Source organism: Streptomyces sp. NPDC002671, from assembly GCF_053592475.1.
On record NZ_JBSFVU010000005.1, the window covers coordinates 239022 to 262376 of the forward strand.

Here is a 23355-nt window from a genome sequence, read left to right on the forward strand (position 1 = left end):
ATCCACAGGGCGGGGAAATTGCGGAGCCGGGTGTCGGTGCAGCCGCCTACCGTCGACGCATGAGTTATCGCGAAGTCGCCTCCAAGCGGGTGCTGACCTGGGCCTGTGTGGCCGTCGGCGCCCGCATGCCGGTGGCCATGACCCCGCTCGCGCTGGTCTTCCTGGTCCGGGACCGGCCGGGTGGCTACTCCCTGGGCGCCGCCCTGGCCGCGGTCTACGTCATCGGCGAGATCGTCGGCGCTCCGGTCCTCGGCATGCGCCTGGACGCCCGCCGGGCCCGCCCGCACCTGGCGGCCGGGCTCGCCGCCGGTACCGTCGGCTTCGCGGGCCTCGGGGCACTGCCCGGGGCGCATCCGGTGATACTCGGGGCGTTCGCGTTCCTCGCCGGTGCCGCACCCGCGGCGGCCTCGGGCGCCCTGCGCGCCCTGCTCACCTCGCTGGTCCCCGGGCACGCGGTCGCGCAGGCCCTGTCCGTCGAGTCGATGCTGACCTTCGGCATCTGGGCGGTGGCCCCGGCCACGGTCACGGGCCTCGCGCTGGGCGTCGCCCCGGGGCTCCCGCTGCTGCTCGCGGCGGCGCTGATGGGGTCGTCGGTGGCGGGACTGTGGCTGCTGCCGGAGGGCTGGCAGGCGGAGGAGCGGGAGGCGGCCGAGCGGGGCGCGGGCGGCTCACGGCTGCGGGTGCTGGCGGGAGCGTGGCCGGCGTACATCACCGGCGCCGCCGGCCTGTCCCTGCTGGCCCTCGCCGAACTGGTCCTGCCCGCTCTGCTGGAACAGCGCGGCATCGGCGTCGGCTGGGCGGGCCCGCTGCTGTTGGGCATGTCGGTGGCCTCGATGCTGGGCGCGTTCGGGTACGGGCTGCGGTCCTGGCCGGGCTCCCTGGCCACGCGCAGCGTGCTGCTGCTGTGCGGGATGTCGGCGGCCGTGACGGGGGTCGCGCTGATACCGGGCGCCGTCGGCATCGGAGCCGGACTCGCCGTGGCGGGTGTGCTCCAGTCGTGCGCGATGCTCACCCGCAACCTGTCCCTGCGCGAGTCCCTGCCCCCGGACGCGCTGGCCGCCGGCTACTCGGTCATGTACGCGGCCGTGGGCGCCGGATACGCGGCCACCGGCTCCCTGGCGGGGGCCTTGCTGGGCGTGACGACACCGTCGACGGCGATGCTGGCGGGGGTGGGCGTGACGCTGACGCTGGCCGGGGTCGGCTGGTGGGGGGAGAGACACCGGGCAGGCCGCAGGCCGGAAGCCCATCCGCCCACGGATTGCCGTACCTCCGCGACCGCGACCCCGACCTCGACGGCCGGCTAGGGCGCCCCGCCCACCCCCGTCCGGAACGTCCGCCGGTACGCCGTAGGTGTCACCCCCAGTGCCTGCTGCAAGTGCTGCCGCATCGACTGGGCCGTGCCGAAGCCCGCGTCACGGGCCACCTGGTCCACGGACAGGTCCGTGGACTCCAGGAGGTGGCGGGCGCGTTCGACGCGCTGCTGGGTGAGCCACTGGCCGGGGCTGATGCCGACCTCCTCGCGGAAGCGGCGGGTGAAGGTGCGCACCGACATGGCCTCCTGCTCGGCCATGTCGCGCAGCTGGATCGGCTCGTGGAGGCGGCCCAGGGCCCAGGCGCGGGCCGCCGTGGTCGTGGCCACCTGCGGGTCCGGGACCGGGCGCTGGATGAACTGGGCCTGGCCGCCGGCGCGGTGGGGCGGTACGACGGTGCGCCGGGCCACGTCGTTGGCGACGGCGGTGCCGAAGTCGCGGCGCACGATGTGCAGGCACAGGTCGATCCCGGCGGCCACCCCGGCCGAGGTCAGCACGTCCCCGTCGTCGATGAACAGCACGTCCGCGTCGACCTGGATCTTCGGGAACATCCGCTGGAAGCGCTCGGCGTCGGACCAGTGCGTGGTCGCCGGGCGGCCGTCGAGGTGACCGGCGGCGGCGAGGACGTACACCCCGGTGCAGATGGAGGCGAGCCGGGTGCCGGGGCGGATGTGGGCGAGCGCGGCGGCCAGCTCGTCGGTGAGCCGGCCCTCGTCGTACAGCGGGCCGAGTTCGTACGAGGCCGGGACGATCACCGTGTCGGCGGTGGCCAGGGCCTCCGGGCCGTGCGGGACGTCGATCGCGAAGTCGGCGTCCGTCTCGACGGGGCCCGGCGGCCGGACCGAGCAGGTGACGACCTCGTACAGGTGCCGCCCCTCCGGGTCCTTGGGGCGCCCGAAGATCCGGTGCGGGATGCCCAGTTCGAAGGGGAGCAGGCCGTCCAGCGCGAGGACGACGATCCGGTGCGGGCGGAAAACCTGGCCGGCAGTCGTGGCCCGATCCTGCGGCATGGCCCGATCCTCAGTCATGGCCAGATCCTAGCGAATGCTGTCCCTCGGGCCACTCGTTGCGCGGGGCCGGGTCCCGGAAGCTCTATGACGTGACTCAGACAAGCCCAGCCGCAGCCCCCGTCCAGGCCCCGCCCGCCCGGCGCAGCCGTGTGCACCGTGCGTGGTTCGTCGCCGCCGTCACGTTCGTCACGATCCTCGGCGCGGCGGCCTTCCGCTCCCTGCCCGGCCTGCTCATCGACCCGTTGCACCAGGAGTTCGGCTGGTCGCGCGGCACGATCGGCGCGGCCGTCTCCGTCAACCTCGCGCTCTACGGGCTCACCGCCCCCTTCGCCGCCGCCCTGATGGACCGCTTCGGCATCCGCCGGGTGGTCGCCGTCGCGCTGACCGTGATCGCGCTCGGCTCCGGGCTGACCGTCTGGATGACGGCGGCCTGGCAGCTGATGCTGTGCTGGGGCCTGTTCGTCGGCCTCGGCTCCGGCTCCATGGCGCTGGCCTTCGCCGCGACGGTCACGAACCGCTGGTTCACCGAGCGGCGCGGCCTGGTCAGCGGCATCCTGACCGCCGCCTCCGCCTCCGGCCAGCTGATCTTCCTGCCGCTGCTGTCCTGGATGGTGGAGAAGCACGACTGGCGCCCGGCCGCCGTGACGGTCGCCCTGGCCGCGCTCGCCGTCGTCCCGTTCGTCTGGCTCCTGCTGCGCGACCACCCTGCCGATGTCGGCCTGAAGCCGTACGGCGCCCAGGAGTTCATACCGAAGCCGCCCCCGGTCACCGGCGCCGCCCGGCGTACGCTCGGTGTCCTGTCCTCCGCGGTCCGCACCGGCCCCTTCTGGCTGCTCGCCGGCACCTTCGCGATCTGCGGCGCCTCCACCAACGGCCTGATCCAGACCCACTTCGTGCCCGCCGAGCACGACCACGGCATGCCGGTCACGACGGCGGCCTCGCTGCTCGCGGTCATCGGCGTGTTCGACGTGGTCGGCACGATCGCCTCCGGCTGGTTCACCGACCGCTTCGAACCGCGCCGCCTGCTGGCCGTCTACTACGCCCTGCGCGGCATCTCGCTGCTGTTCCTGCCCATGCTGCTGGGCCCGGCGGTCCACCCCCCGATGATCTTCTTCATCGTCTTCTACGGCCTCGACTGGGTGGCCACCGTCCCGCCCACCCTGGCCCTGTGCCGGGAACAGTACGGCGAGGACAGCGCGATCGTCTTCGGCTGGGTGCTCGCCTCCCACCAGGTCGGCGCGGCCCTCGTCGCCTTCCTCGGCGGCGTCGCCCGCGACGCCTTCGGCAGCTACGACACGGTCTGGTACGCCTCCGGCGCCCTGTGCGCGGCGGCGGCGCTGATGGCCCTGGTGATCAGGCGGACCCCGACGGCCGCGGCTCCCGCACTGGCCGTGTGAACCGCCCCCGGTGGAAGAGCAGCGGCTCGCCCGCCCCGTCCGCGCCCAGGGCCTTCACCCGGCCCACGACGATGAGGTGGTCACCGCCGGTGTGCACCGCGTGGATCGTGCAGTCGATCCACGCGGTGGCGCCGGTCAGGCGCGGGGCGCCGGAGACGGGGGCGGCGTCGTACGGCACGCCCGCGAACTTGTCGGCGCCGCTGACCGCGAAGGCGCGGCACAGCTCGGCCTGCTCCGCGGTGAGCACGTTGACGCAGAAGACGCCGGCGCGGGCGATGCGCGGCCAGGTCGTGGACGTACGCCCCACCAGGAAGCAGACGAGCGGCGGATCGAGCGAGAGGGAGGAGAAGGACTGGCAGGCGAAGCCGGCGGGGCCCTGTCCGCCCTCGGCGGGCGGCGCCGTGATCACCGTGACGCCGGTCGCGAAGTTGCCCAGCACCCGCCGGAACTCGGCCTGGTCCACCGGCGCCCGCTCGTCCTCCCGGACACACCGCAGCTCCGGCTGCGGCAGCGCCTCGACGGGCCCCGCACCGGGAGCCCTGAGATAACGGACGGCGGCGGAGGCCGCCCCTGCGTGTCCCATCACCCTTCCATTGAACCTGACGGAGCGTCAGGTGAGAAGCCTCGTGCAGTGGCCAGAAATCAGCGCCCCCGGAACTCCGGGTTCCGGCGATCCACGAACGCCCGCAGCCCCTCCCGCGCGTCCTCCGTCGTCATGTTGATCTCCTGGGCCGCGGCCTCCGCCGCGAAGGCGCCGGCCCGGTCACCGTCGAGGGAGGCGTTCACGAGCTGCTTGGTGAGGGCGAGCGCCCGGGTGGGCCCCAAGGCCAGCCGCGCCGCCCACTCCCGGGCCGTCTTCTCCAGCTCCCCGTCCGGCACCACCCGGTTGACCAGCCCCAGCCGCTCCGCGTCCGGCGCCGCGAGCGCGTCCCCGAAGAACATCAGCTCCTTCGCCCGCTGCGGACCGATCAGCCGGGGGAGCAGGTAGGCCCCGCCGCCGTCCGGTACGAGTCCGCGCCGCACGAACACCTCGATGAACCGGGCCGACTCGGCCGCGAGGACCAGGTCGCAGGCGAGCGCGAGATGGGCGCCGAGCCCGGCCGCCGTACCGTTCACGGCGGCTATCACCGGCTTCTCGCAGTCCAGTACGGCGGAGATCAGCCGCTGGGCGCCCCGGCGGATGGTCCGCGCCACATCGCCGGGGACACGCTCCCCGCCGCCCGCCCCGCCCCGCAGGTCCGCACCCGCGCAGAAGCCGCGCCCGGTGCCCGTGAGCACGACCGCCCGTACGCCGGGATCGGCGGACGCCTCGCCCAGGAGCTCGATGAGCCGCTCCCGCCCGGCGGGGGCGAGGGCGTTCAGGGCCTCCGGGCGGTTCAGGGTGACGTACGAGACGTGCTCGCGGACCTCGTGCCGTACCGAGTCGTCGCTCACCGGCACACCACCAGCGCGTCCAGCGCCACCGCGCCCTGCCCCCGGGGCAGCACCATCAGCGGGTTGATGTCCAGCTCGGCCATGGAGTCCCCGAGTTCGAGGGCCATGCGCTGCACGCGCAGGATCACCTCCACCAGCGCGTCGAGGTCGGCCGGCGGGCGGCCCCGGACGCCGTCCAGCAGGGCCCGGCCACGCAGCTCGGCCAGCATCGCGCGGGCCTGCTCCTCGCCGAACGGCGGCACGCGGACGGCGGCATCGCGCAGCACCTCCACCAGCACCCCGCCGAGCCCCACGGTCACGGTCGGGCCGAACAGCTCGTCGTGCGTGACCCCGACGAACATCTCCACGCCCTGCTCGACCATCTGGCACACCAGGACGCCGTCCAGCGAGACGCCCTCGTAGCGGGCGATGTCGGTCAGCTCGCGGTAGGCGTCCCGGACCTGGCTGGCCGAGGTGAGCCCGATCTTCACCAGCCCCAGCTCGGTCTTGTGGGCGATCTGCGCGCCGGACGCCTTCATCACCACCGGGTAGCCGACCTGCCCGGCCGCGCGTACGGCGGCTGCGGCGCTGGTCACCAGCTGCTCGCGCGGCACCCGGATGCCGTAGGCCCGCAGCAGCTGCTTGGCCGCGTGCTCGCTGAGCTGCTGCCCGGGGCTGAGCAGGGCCTCGGCCTTGCGGAAGGAGGGGGAGGGGGTGCGCGGGGCCTCGTCGAAGGGGGAGCGGTAGCCGCTCACGAAGCGGTGGTGGCCGAGCCAGGCGCGGACGGCGGTCAGGCAGTTGCCGACGGTGCGGAAGGTGGCCACGCGGGAGGAGCCGAGCAGGACCTCCCGGTACGCCGGCTCGGTGCCGACCGGCGACCCCCACACCACGCACACCAGCTTGTCCGTCTCCTCGGCAGCCTCCACCAGGTCCTTCACCAGCTTGTCGCTGAGCGGCGGGAAGGGCCCGGTGATCGGGCAGACGAGCACGCCGACCTCGGGGTCGGCGAGGATCGCGTCGATGATCTTCCGGCCGCGTTGGTCGCCGACCGGATGCCCGCCGTTGTCCACCGGGTTGGCCACGCTCAGGTACTTGGGGATCCACTGGTGCAGCTCGGCCTGCCTGGCCGGCGACAGCCTCGGCAGCGGAAGCCCCAGCCCGGCCGCGAGATCGGCGACATGGGCCCCCGTGCCCCCGGAGATCGAGTAGACGGCCACGCCCTCCGCCAGCGGGGCCCGCGCCCGCGCCAGCAGGGCGGCGGTGTCCTGGAGTTCGTCGAGGCCGTCGACGCGCACGACGCCGTACTGCCGCATCGCAGCGTCCACCACGTCGTCGGCGCCGGTGAGCTTGCCGGTGTGCGAGGCGGCCGAACGGGCGCCCGCCTCGGTGCGGCCCACCTTCACCGCGACCACCGGCACCTTGCGGCGGGCGGCGCGGTCGGCGGCGAGCAGGAAGGCACGCCCGTCCTTCAGTCCCTCCAGGTAGGCGGCGATGGCGCCGACCTCGGGCTGTTCGGCGAACCAGGAGATGAAGTCGGCGCTCTCCAGGTCGGCCTCGTTGCCGGTGGGCGCCCAGTGGGAGAGCCGGATGCCCAGCTCCTGGAGGGCGAAGACGGGCCGGCCCTGGTGCCCCGACTGGGTGACGAGCGCGATCGCGGGCCCCGCCAGATCGTCCCGGAACCGCTCGAAGGCGTTCAGGTTGGTGTTCGGCCCGAGCAGCCGCAGCCCCGACCGCCGTACGGCCTCGGCGAGTTGCTCCTGTGCCTCGGCTCCCTGCGCACCGCTCTCGGCGAAGCCGGAGGCGAAGGCGACGGCGAACTTCACCTTGGCCTCGGCCAGTTCCCCGATCACCGGCAGCGGATCGGCCACCAGCAGCACGGCCAGGTCGACCGGTCCCGGCAGGCCGGCGACGGAGGCGGCGCAGGGGACGCCGAAGACGGACGGCCGGGTCGGATGCACCGGGTGCACCCGCGCCCCCACCCGCTCGGCCCAGCTCAGCAGTTGCCGGGTGATCCCGGTGTTGGGGCGCCCCTCGGTGTCCGAGGCGCCGATCACGGCCACCGACTCGGGCCGGAAGAACCGCGCCAGATCCGGTACGTCCGCGTACAGCGGCCGTCCGCTGACGTCGAGGTCGTCCACCTGATCGTGGACGACGGGTCCGGGCCGCTGCTCACCGCAGGCGATGACCCGGGCCCGGCGGGAGTCGGTGGTGAGGGTGCCGTGGGTTGATCCAAGCATCGTTCCGCCCGCTCCTGTGTGGACGGCACTGCGCGACAGCGCCGTGTGGCAACAGATTTCAACTGACGCAGTGTCAGATTACTGAACTGACGGAACGTCAGGAACGGGTCGGACCGGCAAAAGTTACTGCCGGGTGCTCACGGCCTTCGCGATCTTCCCGGCGTCGATGGCCAGCTCCCGGAGCATTCCGCTGATCGGGTTGGTGTACCCGGTGAAGTACAGGCCGGGCGCCCCGTCGGGCGTACGGCCGCCGTGCACCACCGGCTTCCCGCGCCCGTCCAGCACCCCGAGATGCCCGACCAGCCCCTCCAGGGCCCGCTCGTACCCGGTCGCCGCGATCACCGCGTCCGGCTCGATCCGGGTGCCGTCGGCGAGGAGGACCTTGTCGCCCTCGAAGCCGGTGACGGCGGCCACGATCTCGACCTTCCCCTTCCGTACGGCGGCGATCAGGCCGACGTCCTGGACCGGGACGGCACCCTGCCTGACCCTGCTGTACAGGCCGGTGTCCGGGCGGGGCAGGCCGTGGGCGGACAGGTCCGGCACCTCGACCCTCGCCAGGAGCCGGCACAGCTGGTCCACGAGCCGTACCGGCAGCCGCCGGGCCAGCACGCCCGAGTACTGCGCGGCCCAGCCGAGGGTGGAGCGGCGCACGAGGTGCGGGACGGTGCGCACGGCCAGCCGTACCCGTGCCGCGCCGCCCGCCACCAGGTCCACGGCGATCTCGGCACCGGTGTTGCCGACGCCGACGACGAGCACGTCCCGGCCCACGTAGGGCTCGGCGTTGCGGTACGCGCCGGCGTGCAGGAACTCCCCGCCGTACCCCTCCCGGCCCGGCCAGTCGGGCACGTGCGGGGTGTGGTTGCAGCCGGTGGCGACGACCACCGCGCTGCCGGTCAGCTCCCGCCCGCCGGAGGCGTGCAGCAGCCAGCCCTCCCCGTCCGCGGCCCGCTCGATCCGGTACACCTCGACGCCGGTGACCAGCTCCAGCTCATGGTGCTCGGCGTACTTCTCCAGGTAGCGGACGACGTTGTCCCGGGACACCCAGCGCCCGAACCCGCGGGGCATCGCGAGGCCCGGCAGCGCGGACAGCCGGCGGGTGGTGTGCAGGTGCAGCCGGTCGTAGTGGCGCCGCCAGGACGCCCCGACATGGCCGGCCTTGTCCAGGACCACCGCCCGTACGCCCCGCGCCCGCAGCGCATACGCGGCGGCGAGGCCGCCGGGGCCGGCGCCGATGACGTAGACGGGGCGGTCGTCGGTGGTCCGCGTCAGGGTCGCGGGGGAGGAATCGGGGGCTGCCATGGGCGCGAGCGTAATCACGCACCCGGTTGATGGGTCTCGGTCAAGACCGGAATTGGTTGCGGATTGATCACGGCTGTACGGGAATGGCGTGCGAGTGGTGAAGAAGTGATTCGCCCGGCCTGCCCAACCCCTCGGCAATCCCCACTATCTGACGTACCGTCAGATTCATGGATGCGATATGGCTCGACGGTGCTCAGTGGCTGGCGGTGCTGCGGATCGGCCTCGGACTGTGGTGGCTGGAGAGCTGGCGGCACAAGGACAAGAAGGCCTGGTTCGAGCGCGGCACCGGCATCGCCTGGGCGGCGGACGTGGCGGCCAAGCACCGCTGGGCCCCGGTCCGGACGGGCTTCGCGACGGTGGTGCAACCGCGGCCGAAGCTCATGGCGTACGTCGTGGCCTACGCCGAGCTGGCCCTCGGCCTCGGCCTGATCCTGGGCTTCCTGACCCCGGTCGCCCTGGTCGGCGGCCTGCTGCTGAACGCTGTCTACTTCGTCCTCATGATCCACGACTGGGCGGAGCAGGGCCAGAACTCGATGATGGCGCTGATCTCGGCCGTCGGTTTCTTCGGCATGGCCTGGCAGAGCTGGTCGGTCGACGCGTGGCTGGGGTGGTTCTGATGCGAGCGACGGGACGGTTCTGATGAGCGGGGTCCGCTACGACATCCCCGAGGCCGACGTCTTCACCCGCCCCTACTGGGACGCGGCGCGGGCGGGCCGCCTGCTGATCCGCCGCTGCGCGGCCTGCGGCCGGGCCCACCACTACCCCCGCGAGTTCTGCCCGCACTGCTGGAGCGAGGAGGTCACCTGGGAGCAGGCGAGCGGCAGGGCGACCCTCTACACCTGGTCCACGGTCCACCGTAACGACCTCCCGCCCTTCGGCGACCGTACCCCGTACGTCGCCGCGGTCGTCGAACTCGCGGAGGGCCCGCGCATGATGACGGGACTGGTGGGGTGCGCGCCGGAGCGGGAGCCGGTGGCCGGGATGGCCCTGGCGGTGACGTTCCGGGAGGGAAAACCGGTGTTCAGGCCGGCGGACCAGGCCTGACCATGGCGGCATGGAATCTGCTGATCGGCAACTGGACTCTGCCGACTGGCGCCTGACCGGCGACCTCGACGAGTTCCTCTCCCGCGCGGGTGACTTCCTGCGCTCCCGCCCGGCGCTGCACACGGTGCCGCTGACGGTGACGGACGCGCTGCAACGCCGTGGCCTGCACGTCTTCGGCGAGCAGCCCCCGCTGTTCGGGACGCTCGGGGAGCGGGACGGCGGCCCGGTCCGCGCGGTGCTGTTCCACACGCCCCCGTTCCCCGTCAACGTCACCCCGGTCACCGCCGAGGAGGCCGACGCGCTGGCGGCCCGCCTCGCGGACCTCGGCCACCCGGTCCCCGGCGTCTGCGCCGAGCGGGACACGGCAGCCGCGTTCGCCGAGTCCTGGCAGCGCCGTACCGGAGTGCCCGCCGACGTCCACCAGCGCCAACGCCTCTACCGACTCGGCGAGTTGGCGATCCCCGCGCCCGCACCGGAAGGCCGTGCGCGGATCGCGGGCCCCGAGGACCGGGAGCTGCTGGCCCGCTGGTACGGGGAGTTCATGGACGCGGCCGGACTGCCCGTCAACGAGGGCGCGGGCGCATGGGCCGACGCCCGCATCGCCTACGGCGGCATCACCCTCTGGGAGTCCCCCGACGGCACCCCCGTCTCGATGGCCGGCGTGACCCGGGACATCGCCGGCCAGGTGCGCGTGGCCCCGGTGTACACCCCGGCGCAGCTTCGCGGCCATGGTTACGCGGGCGCGGCGACCGCCGAGGTGAGCCGGGCCGCGCTGGAGCGCGGGGTGGGGGAGGTGCTCCTCTTCACCGACCTCGCGAACCCGACGAGCAACGGGCTGTACCAGCGGATCGGTTACCGGAGCGTGGCGGACTTCGCGGTGTGGGAGTTCGAGGCCTCGCAAGCCTGACAACCGGGGCCAAGTTCACCGGCCCCCACGGCAACCGGACACCTCACGGCCACAACAACCCCCTGCTCCAGCCGGACTCCGTACGCCGGTACTCCAACCGCACGTGCCGTCGCTCGGCATCCCCCTGGAAGAACTCCACCGTCTCCGGGCGCAGCCGGTACAGGGTCCAGGTGGGGGAGGGATCCGTGGGATGGCTGCGGGCCCGCTCCCAGGCGGCCTCCGAGGCCTGCCGCAGTTCCTCCACCGAGGACAGCTCCTCGCTCTGCCGCCCGGTGAGTGCCGCCGCCAGTGCTCCCGTCGACCGTGCGTGCAGGTCGGCCTGGCTCTCCGCCGAGGGTGCCGCCGTCACCGGTCCGCGCAGGCGGACCTGGCGGCCCAGCACCGGCCAGTAGAAGGCGAGGGCCGCGTACGGGTGGGCGGTCAGGGCCCGGCCCTTGCGGCTGGTGGCGTGGCCGGCGAAGGACCAGCCGTCGGCGTCGGCGCCGTGCAGCATCACGATCCGTACGTCCGGCTTCCCCTCCGCGTCCGCTGTCGCCAGCGACATCGTGTGCGGCTCCGGCTGCCCCGCCTCCACCGCCTCCGCGAACCAGCTCGTGAAGAGGGGCAGCGGTGCCGGGGGAGCCGTGTCCGGGTCGAAGGGCGGCAGCCGCGTCGCCTCGGGAGCCCAGACGCGCAGGGTCCGGAGCAGTTCGTGGAGATCGGTGTGTGCCATGGGCCGAGTATCCCGTTCCCGGTCTCCCTCACCCGTTCGGGTCGCCCGGCGACCCGCATGAGCGCATCGGAGTGCGGGGCCGCCCGACCGCGAACAGGCTGGGACCGTGGGCGACGGGACCGACGGTGAGGGCGGATGATCGTAACGGCGGTGTCGATGCCGGAGGGGACCGGCACCCGTGTGGACGTGTCGGAGGCGCGCCGGCGCCTCGCCACCGCTCGCTTTCTGCTCGTCGACGTCGAGCTGCCGGCGGACGGCCCGGAGCAGCCCGAGCCGCTGGCCCGGACGCTCGGGCTGGGGACCGAGGAGCTGCCCTGGTTCGGCAGGGCGGAGGAGCCCGCCCGGGCCGACTTCCTGGGAGACGTCCTCGGCCTCGTCGTACCGGTGGTCCGTGACGACCGGGTCGCGTACGTCCACGCCGTGACGACCGAACGCTTCCTGGTCACCGCGCACCATGGCCCGGCGGTTCTGGGGCCGGACATCTTGGCGCAGGTGCGGCGGGAGAAGCCGCACGATGCGGTGGATCTGCTGTTCTTTCTGCTCCAGGAGTCCCTGGCGACCTACCGCCGGGCCGCGGTGGCGGCGCTGCTGGAGGTGGAGGAGCTGGAGGACGCCATGTTCCAGCAGCGGCGCCCCGAACAGGTCTACCGGCTGGCGCAGCTGCGTCGCCGCTCCGCCCTGCTGCACCGCTCGCTGCTGCCCTTCCTGCAAGCGGTGGACGAGGTCATCACGCGCAGGCTGGTGAGCCGCGACTTCCCGGAGGAGCGGCAACGGCTCGCCAGGGAGTTCCAGCAGGCGTCGCGGCTGGTCCTCGCGACCGTCGAGTCCCTCCAGGAGGCCGCCCGCCGGGCCTTCGCCAGCTACTCGTCCCTCATCGCGGGCGAACAGAACACGGTGATCAACCGGCTGACCATCGTGTCGGTGATCTTTCTGCCGCTGTCGTTCCTGACCGGGTTCTTCGGTATGAACTTCACCTTCCTCACGAACAAGCTGGAGAGCAGGAGCGAATTCTGGCTGCTCGCCGTGGGGCTGCAGGTGGCCGCAGTATTCGGCTCCGTCTACGTGCTGCACCGCACGCGGATCTGGCGCAGACTGCGCGAGGACGACTAGCGAGTGCGAGGGTCATCGGCCCAGCACCACCGTCCCCGACGAGCAGAACCACCCCCCGGTCCCGGAGGCGACGCCGAGCCGCGGCAACCCGCCGTCCCGCCGCCGTACTTGGCGCTCGCCCGCCTCCCCGCGCAGCTGCCGCACGGCCTCCACCAACAGGAACAGCCCGCGCATACCCGGATGTTGGGCGGACAAGCCACCTCCGTCCGTGTTCACGGGGAGTTCCCCGGACACCAGCAACCGGCCCTTCTCCACGAACGCACCGCCCTCGCCCTTCGCGCAGAAGCCCAGGTCCTCCAGGGTCACCAGGGTCATGTAGGTGAAGGCGTCGTAGATCTCCGCGAAGTCGATCTCGGCCGGGCGCACCCCGGCCCGCTCGAAGGCCAGCCGGCCGCTCACCGCTGCCGGGGAGACGGTGAAGTCCGCCCACTCGGACATCGTGGCGTGGGAGACGTGCTCGCCGGTGCCGAGGATCCAGACGGGGGCCGTACGGCAGTCCCGTACGTACTCCTCGGCCGCCAGCAGCACCGCCGCGCCGCCGTCCGAGCGGATGCAGCAGTGGAGCTTGGTGAAGGGGTCGGCGATCATCGGGCCGGACAGGACGTCGTCGACGGTGACCGGGTCGCGGAACATCGCCTCGGGGTTGAGGGCCGCGTTGGCCCTGGCCTGGACCGCGACCTCCGCCAACTGCTCGATCGTCGTGCCGTGTTCGATCATGTGCCGGCGGGCCGCCATCGCGTACTTGGCGATCAGCGTGTGGCCGTAGGGGACCTCGAACTGGAGGGGGCCGCCTGCGCCGAACGACAGGTTGCCCGTCCTGCGGCCGGCCTTGATGTCCGCCCGAGCCGTCGAGCCGTAGACCAGCAGGACGGCGTTCGCACGGCCCGCCGCGATCGCGTCCGCCGCGTGGGCCGCCATGACCTCCCAGGTCGAGCCGCCGACCGAGGTGGAGTCCACCCAGGTGGGGCGCAGGCCCAGGTACTCGGCGACCTCGACGGGCGCCAGGGTGCCGAGCCCGGCGGAGGCGAAGCCGTCGACCACCGTGCGGTCCAGGCCCGCGTCGGCCAGGGCGCGGCGGGCGGCCTGGGCGTGCAGGGCGTACGCCGTCGCGTCGTCCACGCGTCCGCAGTCGGACAGGGCCACGCCGACCACGGCGACTTTCCGGCTCCCGCGCGTCATGAGAGGGCTCCTCCCCCTGGGCATCTCGTTCCGTCCCTCCTAATATGACGGTCCGTCAGATGCGGAGGGAAGAGTCATGGACACCCGCCTCACCGCCGAGCAGGACGAGATCCGCCGTACCCTGCGCGAGCTGCTGCACAAGCGCTGTGGCTCCGCCGAGCTGCGGGCCGCCGTCGACAGCCCGGCCGGGTACGACCCCGCCCTGTGGACCGCCCTTGCCGAACGGCTCGGCCTGCCCGGGCTCGCCCTGCCCGAGGCGTACGGCGGTGTCGGCTGCACGGTCACCGAACTCGCCCTCGCCTGCGAGGAGGTGGGCCGGGCCCTCGCCCCCTCCCCGCTGTTCGCCACCGCCGTCCTCGCCGCCCCGCTGATCCTCGCCCTGGGCACGGAGGCCCAGCGCGCCGGCCTCCTGCCCCGGCTGGCCGCCGGCACCCGCACCGCCGCCCTCGCCGTCCCCGGGCCCGCCCTCGCCGCCGCGCTCGCCCTGACCGGCGGCAACGGCGGGCAGTGGGCCGGTGGCGGGCGGGCCGGGGGAGTGCAGGCCCGGCGCGCCGCTGACGGGTGGCGGCTGTACGGGCAGGCCGACCAGGTGCTGGACGGGCACAGCGCGGACCTGCTGCTCGTCGCCGCGCACACCGGCGGCTTCGCCCGGTACCGCACCCTTTTCTTCCTCGTGCAGGGGGACGCGGAGGGGGTCGTACGGACCCGGCAGACCGCCCTCGACGCCACCCGGCCGCAGGGCAGGGTCCAACTCCGAGACACGCGAGCCGAGTTGCTCGGTGAGGGCGAGGGGGTCGACGTACTCGGCGCCCTCGCCCGGCTCGGCGACGGCGCCGCCGCCGTGCTGGCCGCCGAGGCCGTGGGGGCCGCCGACCGGGTGCTGGAGCGGACCGTGGAGTACGTCGGGCAGCGCGAGCAGTTCGGGCGGCCCGTCGGATCCTTCCAGGCCGTGAAGCACCGGCTGGCGGACGTGTACGTGGCCGTACAGGCGGCGCGGTCGGCCGCGTACTACGCCGCCTGGGCGACGGCGCAGGAATCAGGAGGTGCGGCGCGATGGGGGTCCCCCCAGGCGTCCAGCACTGGGGGAGCCTCGCTGGAAGGGCGGTGGCGGGAGACGGGCGGGCCGGTCGGCGGGCTCGCGCTCGCCCAGGCGCTGGAGGCGCTGCGGCTCGCCTCCGCCGAGGGCATCCAGCTGCACGGCGGCATCGGGTTCACCTGGGAGCACGACGCCCACCTGTACTTCAAGCGGGCCGCCGGTGACGAGCTGCTGTTCGGCCCGGTGCACCGGCTGCGGGACCGCGCCGCCGAGACCGCGGGGCTCTTCGCGCACGGGGAGGTGGCGGTGTGAGGGCCGGGAGAGATGACGGCGTGCGGGCCGGAATCGGCGTGCGAGCGGTTCAGAAGGTGTCGTCCACCCGCTTCTTCGCGAAGACCGCCCCGCACCTCGTCCCCGCCCTGGACCGCGCCGTGCACCGCCTCACCCGGGGAAAGGTACTGCTCAGCGCCCAGCTGCTGCCGGGTCTGATCCTCACCTCCACAGGCGCCCGCAGCGGGCAGCCCCGCCGGACCCCGCTGGCTTGCCTGCCGGAGGCGGACGGGCGGAGCTGGGTCCTCGTCGGCTCCAACTTCGGGCGCACCGGCCACCCCGCCTGGACCCACAACCTGCTCGCCCATCCGCGGGTCTCCGTCAACTGGCGGGGCGAGGACATCCCGGTCACCGCCCGCCTGCTCACCGGCGAGGAGCGGGCCACCGCCTGGAAGGCCGCCCTCGCCTTCTGGCCGCCGTACGCCGCCTATCAGGCCCGGGTGGAGCGCGAGATCCGGCTGTTCCGGATCACCCGGGACGAGGGGCCTGCGGTCGGCGGTGTCGGTGTCGGTGTCGGCTAAAGCGTCGCCAGCCGCTCCACCAGCAGGAACGCCCCGATGCCGAGCATCGCCGCGCCCGAGGTGCGGGTGACCGCGCGGGCCGCGGCCGGGCGGGCGGCCAGCAGGGCGCGGGCGAGGGTGCCGACGGTGAGGTAGACGGCCGCGCAGCACGCCATGTGCAGCAGGCCCAGGGCGGCCGTCTGCGCGGGGACGGGCAGATGGGCGCCGCGCAGGGTCAGGAACTGGGGCAGCACGGAGAGGTAGAGCAGCAGGCCCTTGGGGTTCAGGCCGCTGATCGTGGCGCCCCGCAGGAAGAGCCGCCGGTCGGTGCCGGGAGTCTCGGCCGCCGCGTCCGGGACCGCCGGGCGGCGCAGCACCCCCCACCCCAGCCACAGCAGATACCCGGCGCCCGCCACGGTCAGGGCCGTCAGCAGCCGCGGCGAGCCCGCCACCAGGACCGCGAGGCCCGCCGTCGCCAGGACCGTGTGCAGGGCGTACCCGCTGACCAGGCCCGCGACCGCGCGGGTCACCGGCCGGCCGCGCAGGGCGGTGGCGATGACGTACGCCCAGTCGGCGCCCGGCACGCACACCAGCAGCAGGTCGACGGCGAGGAAGGAGAGGAGCAGTCCCGAGTTCATGAGGGGGACATTAGGCGTGAATGGCCCAAAGGTGTTCCTGAAATTTGCCCATGATCGTGGGATCTGGGCAAATATCTTCCTCATGGACGACGTGGACCGGAAAATCCTTGCCGAGCTGCAACAGGACGGGCGGCTGACCGTGACCGAGCTGGCCGCGCGGGTGCGGCTCAGCGTCTCGCCGTGCCACCGGCGGCTGCGCGAGCTGGAGCGGTCCGGCGCCATCCAGGGCTACCGGGCGATCGTGGACCCGGGCTCGCTCGGGCTGAACTTCGAGGCGCTGGTCTTCGTGTCCATGCGGCAGGAGGACCGGGACACGGTCGCCGAGTTCGAGCGGGCCATCAGCGAGCTGGAGCACGTCCTCGACGCCCAGCGGCTGTTCGGGGAGCCCGACTACCTGCTGCGGGTGGCCACCGCCGACCTCGCCGCCTTCCAGCGGCTGTACGACGAGCGGCTCGCGACCCTGCCGGGGGTGCAGCGGCTCACCTCGACGCTGGTGATGAAGCACGTGGTGCGGGACCGTCCACTGCCCGCATAGCAGCGCAGGCGGCGGCTCACCGAGTGTGAACCACCGCCTGCCAGACAGGACTTGGAACCGGACGAAAAATGGTGTTGCTTCGTCCTATTTCGTCGGCTTCTTACCGGTCACGCCCAGGTGCACCAACAGCGCCAGGTTCGGCTTCAGTTCGGCCTGCTTCACACCCCAGGTCTGGAAGCCCTTCTGGTGCGAGGCGACCGCCGCGAGCATCGCGACCAGTGAGCCGGCGATCGCGGCCGGGTTCACGTCCTTGTCGACCCTGCCCTTGGCCTGGAGTTCGGCGATGGCCTCGGCGAGGGAGTTGTTCACCGAATTGAGGATCTTCATGCGGAGCTTGTAGAACCGTTTGTCCCCCTCCGCGGCGCCGAGGTCGACCACGCGCAGGATGGCGTCGTGCTTGCGCCAGAACTCCAGGAACCCGTCCACGAGTTCCTGGGCGGTCTGCCAGCCCGCCTTGCCGCCCCAGGTGCGCCCTTCCAAGAGTTCGGTCAACCCGGCGCCCTCGGCGGCCATTTGATCCGCGATCTCCAGGACGGCACCTTCGACGTCCGGGAAGTACTGGTAGAAGGTCGCGGGTGAAGTCCCCGCCTTCCGGGCGACATCGATGACCTTGACGTCCCGGTAAGGGGAGGAGCTGAGCATCTCGCTGAGGCAGTCGAGCAGCTTCTGCCGGGTCGCCTGCCCACGCCGGCCGGCCACGCGGCCGTCGACGGTACGCACTTGTCCTGTCATGCCGTCAGCTTACCGAGGGGTGATCGGAGCGCGATTCGGCCGACTGCAAATGGGGTGCACGGGCGCACTGAGGGTGGTGTGGCTGGTCTGCGCGGTGCGGGCGGCCCGGTTACTTTGGCGGCATGGCCGAAAACAGGGCATCCGTGAACGAAGGGGCGTACGGACGGGCCGGGCCGTACGGCGAGGGCGTCCCCTGCTGGGTGGACGCCCGGCTTTCCGACGTCGAGGCGGGCAAGCGGTTCTACGGTGAGCTTTTCGGGTGGACCTTCGAGGACGCGTACGGCTCCTCCGTGTGGGCCCGGCTGGCGGGGGAGCCCGTCGCCTCGCTGGCCCCGAAGACGGACGGCCGCATGCCCACCGTCTGGACGGTCTCCTTCGCCACCCCGGACGCCACGGCGCTGTGCCGGCGGATCACCGAGGTGGGCGGGCAGGTGGTCATGGCCCCGTTCCCGGTGGGCGCCCTCGGGGTCGCCGCCCTCGCCGCCGACACCGAGGGCGCGGTGTTCGGCCTGTGGCAGGCGGGCAGGCACCGGGGCTTCGGGCGCCGGCACGCCCCCGGCACCTTCGTCTGGGCCGAGCTGTACACCCGGGACACCGCCGCCGCCAACGCCTTCTACGGCAGCCTCTTCCACGACGCCCTGTTCGGCACCGACGCCGAGCCCGACTTCGGGCGCGCGCACGTCACCGAGGTGTTCCCCGCCGAGATGCCCCCGCACTTCCTCACCCACTTCCGGGTGACGCAGCTGGACGACGCTCTCGGGGCCGTACAGCGGCTCGGCGGGCGGGTGCAGGCGCCACCCTTCGAGACGTCGTACGGACGGGTGGCCGTCGTCACCGACAATCAGGGGGCGTCGTTCGCGCTGCTGCAGCGCTGATACGTCCACTCTGTCCGGAGACATCCGGAGACACCCCGATTTCTCACCGGGTTCGCAACCGGGGGCCCGGCCAGGAAGAATCAGGGTGCGTGCCGCCACGGCGGTGAGGTGGTGAGACGCTGCACTTCGGCCGCGTCCAGATATGGATGGCGCGGCTCGTACGGGGAGGTGGCAGGCAAGTGGTGGATCAGCTGACGCAGCACGATCCGCGGCGGATCGGGCCGTTCGAGGTGCTGGGCCGGTTGGGTGCCGGCGGCATGGGGCTGGTCTATCTGGCACGCTCCGCGTCCGGCCGGCGCGTGGCGATCAAGACGGTGCGCACCGAACTGGCCGAGGACCAGCTCTTCCGCGTCCGCTTCACCCGCGAGGTGGAGGCGGCTCGCGCGGTCTCCGGCTTCTACACGGCGGCCGTGGTGGACGCCGACCCCCGGGCCGCCGTGCCCTGGCTGGCCACCGCCTACGTTCCCGCGCCCTCCCTCGAGGAGATAGTGAACGATTGCGGGCCGCTCCCGGCCCAGGCGGTGCGCTGGCTCGCCGCGGGCGTCGCGGAGGCCCTCCAGTCCATCCACGGCGCGGGCCTGGTCCACCGCGACCTGAAGCCCTCCAACGTCCTGGTGGTCGAGGACGGCCCCCGGGTGATCGATTTCGGTATCGCCTCCGGCGTCTCGAACACCCGTTTGACGATGACGAACGTCGCCGTCGGCACCCCCGCCTACATGTCCCCCGAGCAGGCCAAGGACTCCCGCAGCGTCACCGGCGCCAGCGACGTCTTCTCGCTCGGCTCCATGCTGGTCTTCGCCGCCACCGGCCACCCGCCCTTCCACGGCGCCAACCCGGTCGAGACGGTCTTCATGCTGCTGCGCGAGGGCCCGGACCTCACCGGCCTCCCGGACGAGCTGCGCCCGCTCATCGAGGTCTGCATGCAGATGGAGGCGACCGGCCGCCCCAGCCCCGCCGACCTCCAGGCCCAGCTCGCCCCCCACCTCTTCGGCTCCGGCTCCGACGACAGCGGCACCGCCTCCGCCTGGCTGCCCGAGAAGGCCGTCGCCCTGATCGAGGCCCGCCGCGGCGGCCGTCCCGCCGCCAAGCCGGCCCCTACCGCGCCGGGCCCGCGCCGCGGCGGCATCGGTGGTGGCGGCATCGATGGTGGCGGCCGAGGGCCTGTCCCCCCGCCGCCGCCCTACGACCCCGCCGTCCCGGTCCCGGCCCCCGCACCGGTCGGTGTGGGCGCGCCCGACACGGGTCCGGTCCGGCTGGCCGGCGCCCAGGTGCCCATCGGCCCCGGCCCCCGGGTCGCCGACGCCCGCGCCGCCGCCGTCAAGGCACCCCCGCCGGAGGCCGGCCTGGTCGCGAGCTGGTCCCGCCCCCGCCCCGGCGTGGCCGCCGCCGACCCTGCCGTACCGCCCGCCCCGGCGGCACCCCCGGAGTCCCCCTCCGGCTGGCGCCCCTGGCGCTTCCGCATGTCCAACGACGTCTGGGGCACCCCCGCCGTCGACGACGACCTCGTCTACGTCACCTCCTTCGAGGTGCACGCGCTGGACGTGTCCACCGGCCGCCGCCGCTTCAAGACCCGCGACGTCGCCTGGTCGATGGCGGTCGCGGACGGCCGTATCCACGCCTCCGACGGCCCGACCCTCTTCGCCCTGGACGCCCGCGAGGGCACCGACCTGTGGCGGCTGTCCACGGACTCCTGGGTGTACTCCCTGAACGCCGACCACGGCACCGTCGTCACCGGCACCCGCGGCGGCGGCGCCCAGGCCTGGGAGGCGTCGAGCGGCCAGAAGCTGTGGGAGATCTCCGGCTGTCAGACCGACTTCGAGTCCCCCGAGGCCGGCCCGCTCGTGCACGACGGCACGGTCTACGTCTGGCAGGACGCCCGGCTGCGCGCCCTGGAGGCCCGCACCGGTGAGGAGCGCTGGTCGTACCCCATCGGCGATGCGGCCTCCTGCGGCGGCGTCCCGGTCCGCATCGCCCCGGCCCCCGACGGCTACGTCTACGTCTCCGCCGGCACCCGCGTCCTCGCGATCGACGTGGCCAGCGGCATGGTGCGCTGGCACTTCGAGGCCCCGGCGGTCTTCCTGTGCCCGCCCGCCTTCGTCCCCGGCCCCGCGGTCACCGGCGGCGGCGTCTACCTCGCCGACTACCTCGGCACGGTCTACGCCCTCGACGCCACCGACGGCCGCGACCGCTGGCGCATCGCCACCGAGGCCCGCTCGTCGATAGAGCCGGTCCTGGTGGCGGCGGGCCACGTCCACGTGGGCAGCGGCAAGGGCCTCTACACCCTGGACGCGGTCACCGGCACCCCGAAGTGGCGGTTCCAGGCGGGCGGTGAGGTCGTCGGCGCCCCCGCGGTGGCGGAGGGCCGCATCCACTTCGGCTCCACCGACCACCTTCTCTACACCCTCAAGGCCGACGACGGCCGCCTGCGCTGGAAGCTGGCGACGGGCGGAGAGATCACCGGCTCGCCCGTGGTGCAGGACGGGGTGGTGTACGCGTGCAGCAAGGACCGGTGCGTGTACGCGCTGGACGCGGAGAAGGGCACGGGAACGGCACGTACGGCCTGATACACCCCCTGGGGGGACGGCCGTCGTACCGGTTCATACGGAAGGGCCCCGAACGGCGGCCGTCTCACGGCTGACGCTACCTCCGGCGCGGGACACCCGCCAGGTGGTTCCACGCGGTGGACGGTCAGCGCAGCCGGAACCCCGCTCGCCGCCCGGTGAACAGCCGGTCCTGCCGCTCGGCCGGCAGATTGCCGAGCGCGATGAGCTGCGGCGCCTGCGCGTAGGCATGCGCACGCGCGGCCTCCTTGGCCGCCCACAGTGCCCGTACGGTCCCCTGCACGGCCTCGGCGGGATGCCCGGCGACGACGGCGGCACACCGCAGGGCGGCGTCCAACGCCGCGCCCTCTTCGGCGACTTCGGAGACGAGCCCGATCTCGTAGGCCCGCTGGGCCGAGATCCGCTCGGCGCTCCCCATGAGCATCATCCGGGCGACCTCTCCGTACGGCATCCGCTGCTGCATCAGCACGGACTCATAGGCGCTGACCATGCCGTACGTCGTGTGCGGATCGAAGAAGGTGGCGGTGCTGTCGGCGACGACGAACTCGCTCTCCCCGAGCAGATAGAAGGCCCCGCCGCAGGCCATGCCCCGCACGGCGGCCACGACCGGCTTCCACAGGTCGTTCGCCTTCGGCCCGACGGCGAGCAGCGGATCGTCCTGCATGTACGGCGACGAGGGCTGCGGCACGACGACGTCCCGGTCGATCCCGGTGCAGAAGGCCCGCTCCCCGGCGCCGGTGAGGACGACGGCGCGGACGGAGTCGTCGAACCGCAACGCCCGCCAGACATCGGCAAGTTCGCGCACCATGACCAGATCGATGGCGTTGAGCCGCGCGGGCCGGTCCAGGGTGACGACCGCGACGCCGGTGTCCTTGTCGACGGTGAGGCGGAGGGTGTTCACGCGGGCACCCACTGCGGAAGCCCGTCGTGGAAGACCACCCGAACCCGGGCGCCGATCCTCAGACCGTGCGGATCAAGGGAGTTGAGCTCTGCTCCCGCCTCGCGCACGACGTTCCCCACGAGCCGGATGCCCGGGGCGTCCTCCAGCTCCACGAGGACGACGTTGTACGGCGCCTGGGCCGCGTAGTCGGGCAGCAGCGGGGGATGCGGCACGACGTACGACCACACGCGCCCGCGCCCCGAGACCGGCCGCCACCCGCTCGCGAAGGACTGGCAGTGCGGGCAGCAGGGCCGGGGCGGGAAGCGGGGCGCGGCGCAGTCGCCGCAGACCTGGACGCACAGCTCGCCACGGGCGGCGTACTCCCAGAAAGGGGCGCCGTCGGTGTCGGTGACGGGAGTCAGCATGCTGGGGTTCAACTCCTCAACTTCTCAGTTCCTCAGTTCCTCAGCAGAAGGGCGGAGGTGGGGACGCCTTCGCCGGCGGTGACGAGACAGGTGGCGGCCCCGGGAACCTGCGCGGTACTGGCGCCCCGCAGCTGCTTCACCCCTTCGTTGATGAGGTTGAAGCCGTGCACGTAGGCCTCGCTGAGCCCGCCGCCCCCGGTGTTGATCGGCAGCCGCCCCCCGATCTCCAGCGCCCCCTGCTCGGTGAACGCCCCGCCCTCCCCGCGCCCGCAGAACCCGTACCCCTCCAGGGAGAGGGGCACGAGGGGGGTGAACGCGTCGTAGATCTGGGCCACGTCCACGTCGTCGGGGGTGAAGTCGGCGTGCTTCCACAGGTGCCGGGCGGCGGTCCAGGCGGGCCCGGTGAGCGGGTCGTCGGTCCAGTAGTTGACCATGCCGTGGTGCTGGGCGGGCAGCCCCTGGGCGGCGGAGTGGACGTACACGGGCCTCTTGGCGCAGTCCCGCGCCCGCTCCCTGCTGACGAGTATGCAGGCGAGTGCGCCGTCGGTCTCCAGGCAGTTGTCGAAGAGGCAGACGGGTTCGCTGATCCACCGGGAGGTCATGTACATCTCGCGGGTCAGCGGCCGTTCGTACATCACGGCGGCGGGGTTCTGGTTGGCCCGGTTCCGGCAGGCGAGAGCGACGTTGAACAGATGATCCCGGGTGGCGCCGTACTCGTGCATATAGCGACGGGCGAGCATGGCGATCTCGTCGGCGGGCCGGAGCAGCCCGAAGGGCCGGGTCCACTGGGCGGGTGTGGGGAGTTGGGCGGTGGTGTTCGTCCAGGGCCGGGGCCCGGATCCCCGCTTCCGCGACCGCCAGGCGACGCCGACGGTGGCCTGCCCGGAGGCGATGGCGGCGGCGAGATGGGCCACGGTGGCGCATGAACCACCGCCTCCGTACCCGACCTTGCTGAAGTAGGTCAGATCCCCGAACCCGACGGCCTTGGCCAGCTCCACCTCATCCGTCTCCTCCATGGTGTAGGAGGCGAGGGCGTCTACCTCGCCGGGTGCGATCCCGGCGTCGTCGAGGGCGGCGAGGACGGCACGGCAGGCGAGGGTCTTCTCGCCTTCGGGGAGGTGCTTGGCAAACGCAGTCTGCCCGATCCCGACGATGGCGGTGGCGTCCTTCAACCCGGATCCTGCCATGGTGTGGGCCCCCTTCCACTGGCTGACAGTCCGTCAGA

General features: G+C 73.1%; 23 protein-coding genes. 11 read left to right on the forward strand and 12 right to left on the reverse strand.

Going from position 1 to position 23355, the window contains the following annotated elements; all coding sequences use genetic code 11:
* The first annotated feature begins 59 nt into the window (after positions 1-59).
* Complete coding sequence (locus ACWD35_RS09870; protein ID WP_451350654.1) at positions 60-1304, forward strand: MFS transporter; 1245 nt, start codon at positions 60-62, stop codon at positions 1302-1304.
* Here the strand turns inward: ACWD35_RS09870 and ACWD35_RS09875 are convergent.
* A complete protein-coding gene (locus ACWD35_RS09875) occupies positions 1301-2338 on the reverse strand; it encodes a GlxA family transcriptional regulator (RefSeq protein ID WP_451350655.1) in 1038 nt (345 codons plus the stop codon). The genes ACWD35_RS09870 and ACWD35_RS09875 overlap by 4 nt on opposite strands.
* Before the next feature lie 71 nt (positions 2339-2409).
* Here ACWD35_RS09875 and ACWD35_RS09880 point away from each other — a divergent pair, with 71 nt between their 5' ends.
* On the forward strand, positions 2410-3717 hold the full coding sequence (locus ACWD35_RS09880) for an MFS transporter (protein WP_451350656.1): 1308 nt from the start codon (positions 2410-2412) through the stop codon (positions 3715-3717).
* Here the strand turns inward: ACWD35_RS09880 and ACWD35_RS09885 are convergent.
* From ACWD35_RS09885 to ACWD35_RS09900, 4 genes are all read right to left on the reverse strand, one after another.
* A complete protein-coding gene (locus tag ACWD35_RS09885; RefSeq protein WP_451350657.1) occupies positions 3674-4300 on the reverse strand; it encodes a flavin reductase family protein in 627 nt (208 codons plus the stop codon). The genes ACWD35_RS09880 and ACWD35_RS09885 overlap by 44 nt on opposite strands.
* A gap of 59 nt (positions 4301-4359) precedes the next feature.
* Positions 4360-5157, reverse strand: coding sequence for an enoyl-CoA hydratase/isomerase family protein (locus tag ACWD35_RS09890; protein ID WP_451350658.1), 798 nt, complete (start codon positions 5155-5157; stop codon positions 4360-4362).
* Positions 5148-7367, reverse strand: a complete 2220-nt coding sequence (locus tag ACWD35_RS09895) for an acetate--CoA ligase family protein (RefSeq protein ID WP_451350659.1) — start codon at positions 7365-7367, stop codon at positions 5148-5150. Before ACWD35_RS09895 ends, ACWD35_RS09890 begins: the two co-directional genes overlap by 10 nt.
* A gap of 123 nt (positions 7368-7490) precedes the next feature.
* On the reverse strand, positions 7491-8666 hold the full coding sequence (locus ACWD35_RS09900) for a flavin-containing monooxygenase (protein ID WP_451350660.1): 1176 nt from the start codon (positions 8664-8666) through the stop codon (positions 7491-7493).
* A gap of 167 nt (positions 8667-8833) precedes the next feature.
* Between ACWD35_RS09900 and ACWD35_RS09905 the strand changes: the two genes are divergently transcribed.
* Genes ACWD35_RS09905 through ACWD35_RS09915 form a run of 3 tightly spaced genes read left to right on the forward strand, consistent with a single transcriptional unit; the run spans position 8834 to position 10617 of the window.
* Positions 8834-9283 carry a DoxX family membrane protein gene (locus ACWD35_RS09905; RefSeq protein WP_451350661.1) on the forward strand — a complete coding sequence of 150 codons (450 nt, stop codon included), beginning with the start codon at positions 8834-8836 and terminating at the stop codon, positions 9281-9283.
* A gap of 22 nt (positions 9284-9305) precedes the next feature.
* Positions 9306-9710 (forward strand): Zn-ribbon domain-containing OB-fold protein, encoded by a 405-nt coding sequence (locus tag ACWD35_RS09910; protein WP_451350662.1) that lies wholly within the window; start codon positions 9306-9308, stop codon positions 9708-9710.
* Positions 9711-9720: 10 nt separating this feature from the next.
* Positions 9721-10617: a GNAT family N-acetyltransferase gene (locus tag ACWD35_RS09915; protein ID WP_451350663.1), complete on the forward strand. Its 897-nt coding sequence runs from the start codon at positions 9721-9723 to the stop codon at positions 10615-10617.
* 43 nt (positions 10618-10660) lie between these two features.
* On the opposite strand, the gene ACWD35_RS09920 is transcribed toward ACWD35_RS09915, so the two are convergent.
* Positions 10661-11329, reverse strand: coding sequence for a pyridoxine/pyridoxamine 5'-phosphate oxidase (locus ACWD35_RS09920; protein WP_451350664.1), 669 nt, complete (start codon positions 11327-11329; stop codon positions 10661-10663).
* Positions 11330-11464: 135 nt separating this feature from the next.
* On the opposite strand from ACWD35_RS09920, the gene ACWD35_RS09925 reads away from it, so the two are divergent.
* Complete coding sequence (locus tag ACWD35_RS09925; RefSeq protein WP_451350665.1) at positions 11465-12439, forward strand: magnesium transporter CorA family protein; 975 nt, start codon at positions 11465-11467, stop codon at positions 12437-12439.
* A gap of 12 nt (positions 12440-12451) precedes the next feature.
* Here the strand turns inward: ACWD35_RS09925 and ACWD35_RS09930 are convergent, their stop codons facing one another.
* On the reverse strand, positions 12452-13618 hold the full coding sequence (locus ACWD35_RS09930) for a thiolase C-terminal domain-containing protein (RefSeq protein WP_451350666.1): 1167 nt from the start codon (positions 13616-13618) through the stop codon (positions 12452-12454).
* A 76-nt stretch (positions 13619-13694) separates the two neighbouring features.
* Between ACWD35_RS09930 and ACWD35_RS09935 the strand changes: the two genes are divergently transcribed.
* Entirely contained in the window at positions 13695-14966 is a 1272-nt protein-coding gene (locus ACWD35_RS09935) for an acyl-CoA dehydrogenase family protein (protein WP_451350667.1), read from the forward strand.
* A 32-nt stretch (positions 14967-14998) separates the two neighbouring features.
* Positions 14999-15505, forward strand: a complete 507-nt coding sequence (locus ACWD35_RS09940; RefSeq protein ID WP_451350813.1) for a nitroreductase family deazaflavin-dependent oxidoreductase — start codon at positions 14999-15001, stop codon at positions 15503-15505.
* On the opposite strand, the gene ACWD35_RS09945 is transcribed toward ACWD35_RS09940, so the two are convergent.
* Positions 15502-16122 (reverse strand): LysE family translocator, encoded by a 621-nt coding sequence (locus ACWD35_RS09945; protein ID WP_451350668.1) that lies wholly within the window; start codon positions 16120-16122, stop codon positions 15502-15504. The two genes, ACWD35_RS09940 and ACWD35_RS09945, sit on opposite strands and share 4 nt — an antisense overlap.
* Before the next feature lie 82 nt (positions 16123-16204).
* Here ACWD35_RS09945 and ACWD35_RS09950 point away from each other — a divergent pair, with 82 nt between their 5' ends.
* Positions 16205-16657, forward strand: coding sequence for an Lrp/AsnC family transcriptional regulator (locus tag ACWD35_RS09950; protein ID WP_451350669.1), 453 nt, complete (start codon positions 16205-16207; stop codon positions 16655-16657).
* A gap of 84 nt (positions 16658-16741) precedes the next feature.
* Here ACWD35_RS09950 and ACWD35_RS09955 read toward each other — a convergent pair whose 3' ends face one another.
* Positions 16742-17389 carry a TetR family transcriptional regulator gene (locus tag ACWD35_RS09955; RefSeq protein WP_451350670.1) on the reverse strand — a complete coding sequence of 216 codons (648 nt, stop codon included), beginning with the start codon at positions 17387-17389 and terminating at the stop codon, positions 16742-16744.
* 122 nt (positions 17390-17511) lie between these two features.
* On the opposite strand from ACWD35_RS09955, the gene ACWD35_RS09960 reads away from it, so the two are divergent.
* Entirely contained in the window at positions 17512-18264 is a 753-nt protein-coding gene (locus ACWD35_RS09960) for a VOC family protein (protein ID WP_451350671.1), read from the forward strand.
* Between the two features lie 179 nt (positions 18265-18443).
* On the forward strand, positions 18444-20828 hold the full coding sequence (locus ACWD35_RS09965; protein WP_451350672.1) for a serine/threonine-protein kinase: 2385 nt from the start codon (positions 18444-18446) through the stop codon (positions 20826-20828).
* A gap of 124 nt (positions 20829-20952) precedes the next feature.
* On the opposite strand, the gene ACWD35_RS09970 is transcribed toward ACWD35_RS09965, so the two are convergent.
* Genes ACWD35_RS09970 through ACWD35_RS09980 form a run of 3 tightly spaced genes read right to left on the reverse strand, consistent with a single transcriptional unit; the run spans position 20953 to position 23317 of the window.
* A complete protein-coding gene (locus ACWD35_RS09970) occupies positions 20953-21726 on the reverse strand; it encodes an enoyl-CoA hydratase/isomerase family protein (protein WP_451350673.1) in 774 nt (257 codons plus the stop codon).
* Positions 21723-22130, reverse strand: coding sequence for a Zn-ribbon domain-containing OB-fold protein (locus ACWD35_RS09975; RefSeq protein WP_451350674.1), 408 nt, complete (start codon positions 22128-22130; stop codon positions 21723-21725). The genes ACWD35_RS09970 and ACWD35_RS09975 overlap by 4 nt, the downstream gene beginning before the upstream one ends.
* Positions 22131-22162: 32 nt before the next feature.
* Positions 22163-23317, reverse strand: a complete 1155-nt coding sequence (locus ACWD35_RS09980) for a lipid-transfer protein (RefSeq protein WP_451350675.1) — start codon at positions 23315-23317, stop codon at positions 22163-22165.
* Between the last annotated feature and the right edge of the window lie 38 nt (positions 23318-23355).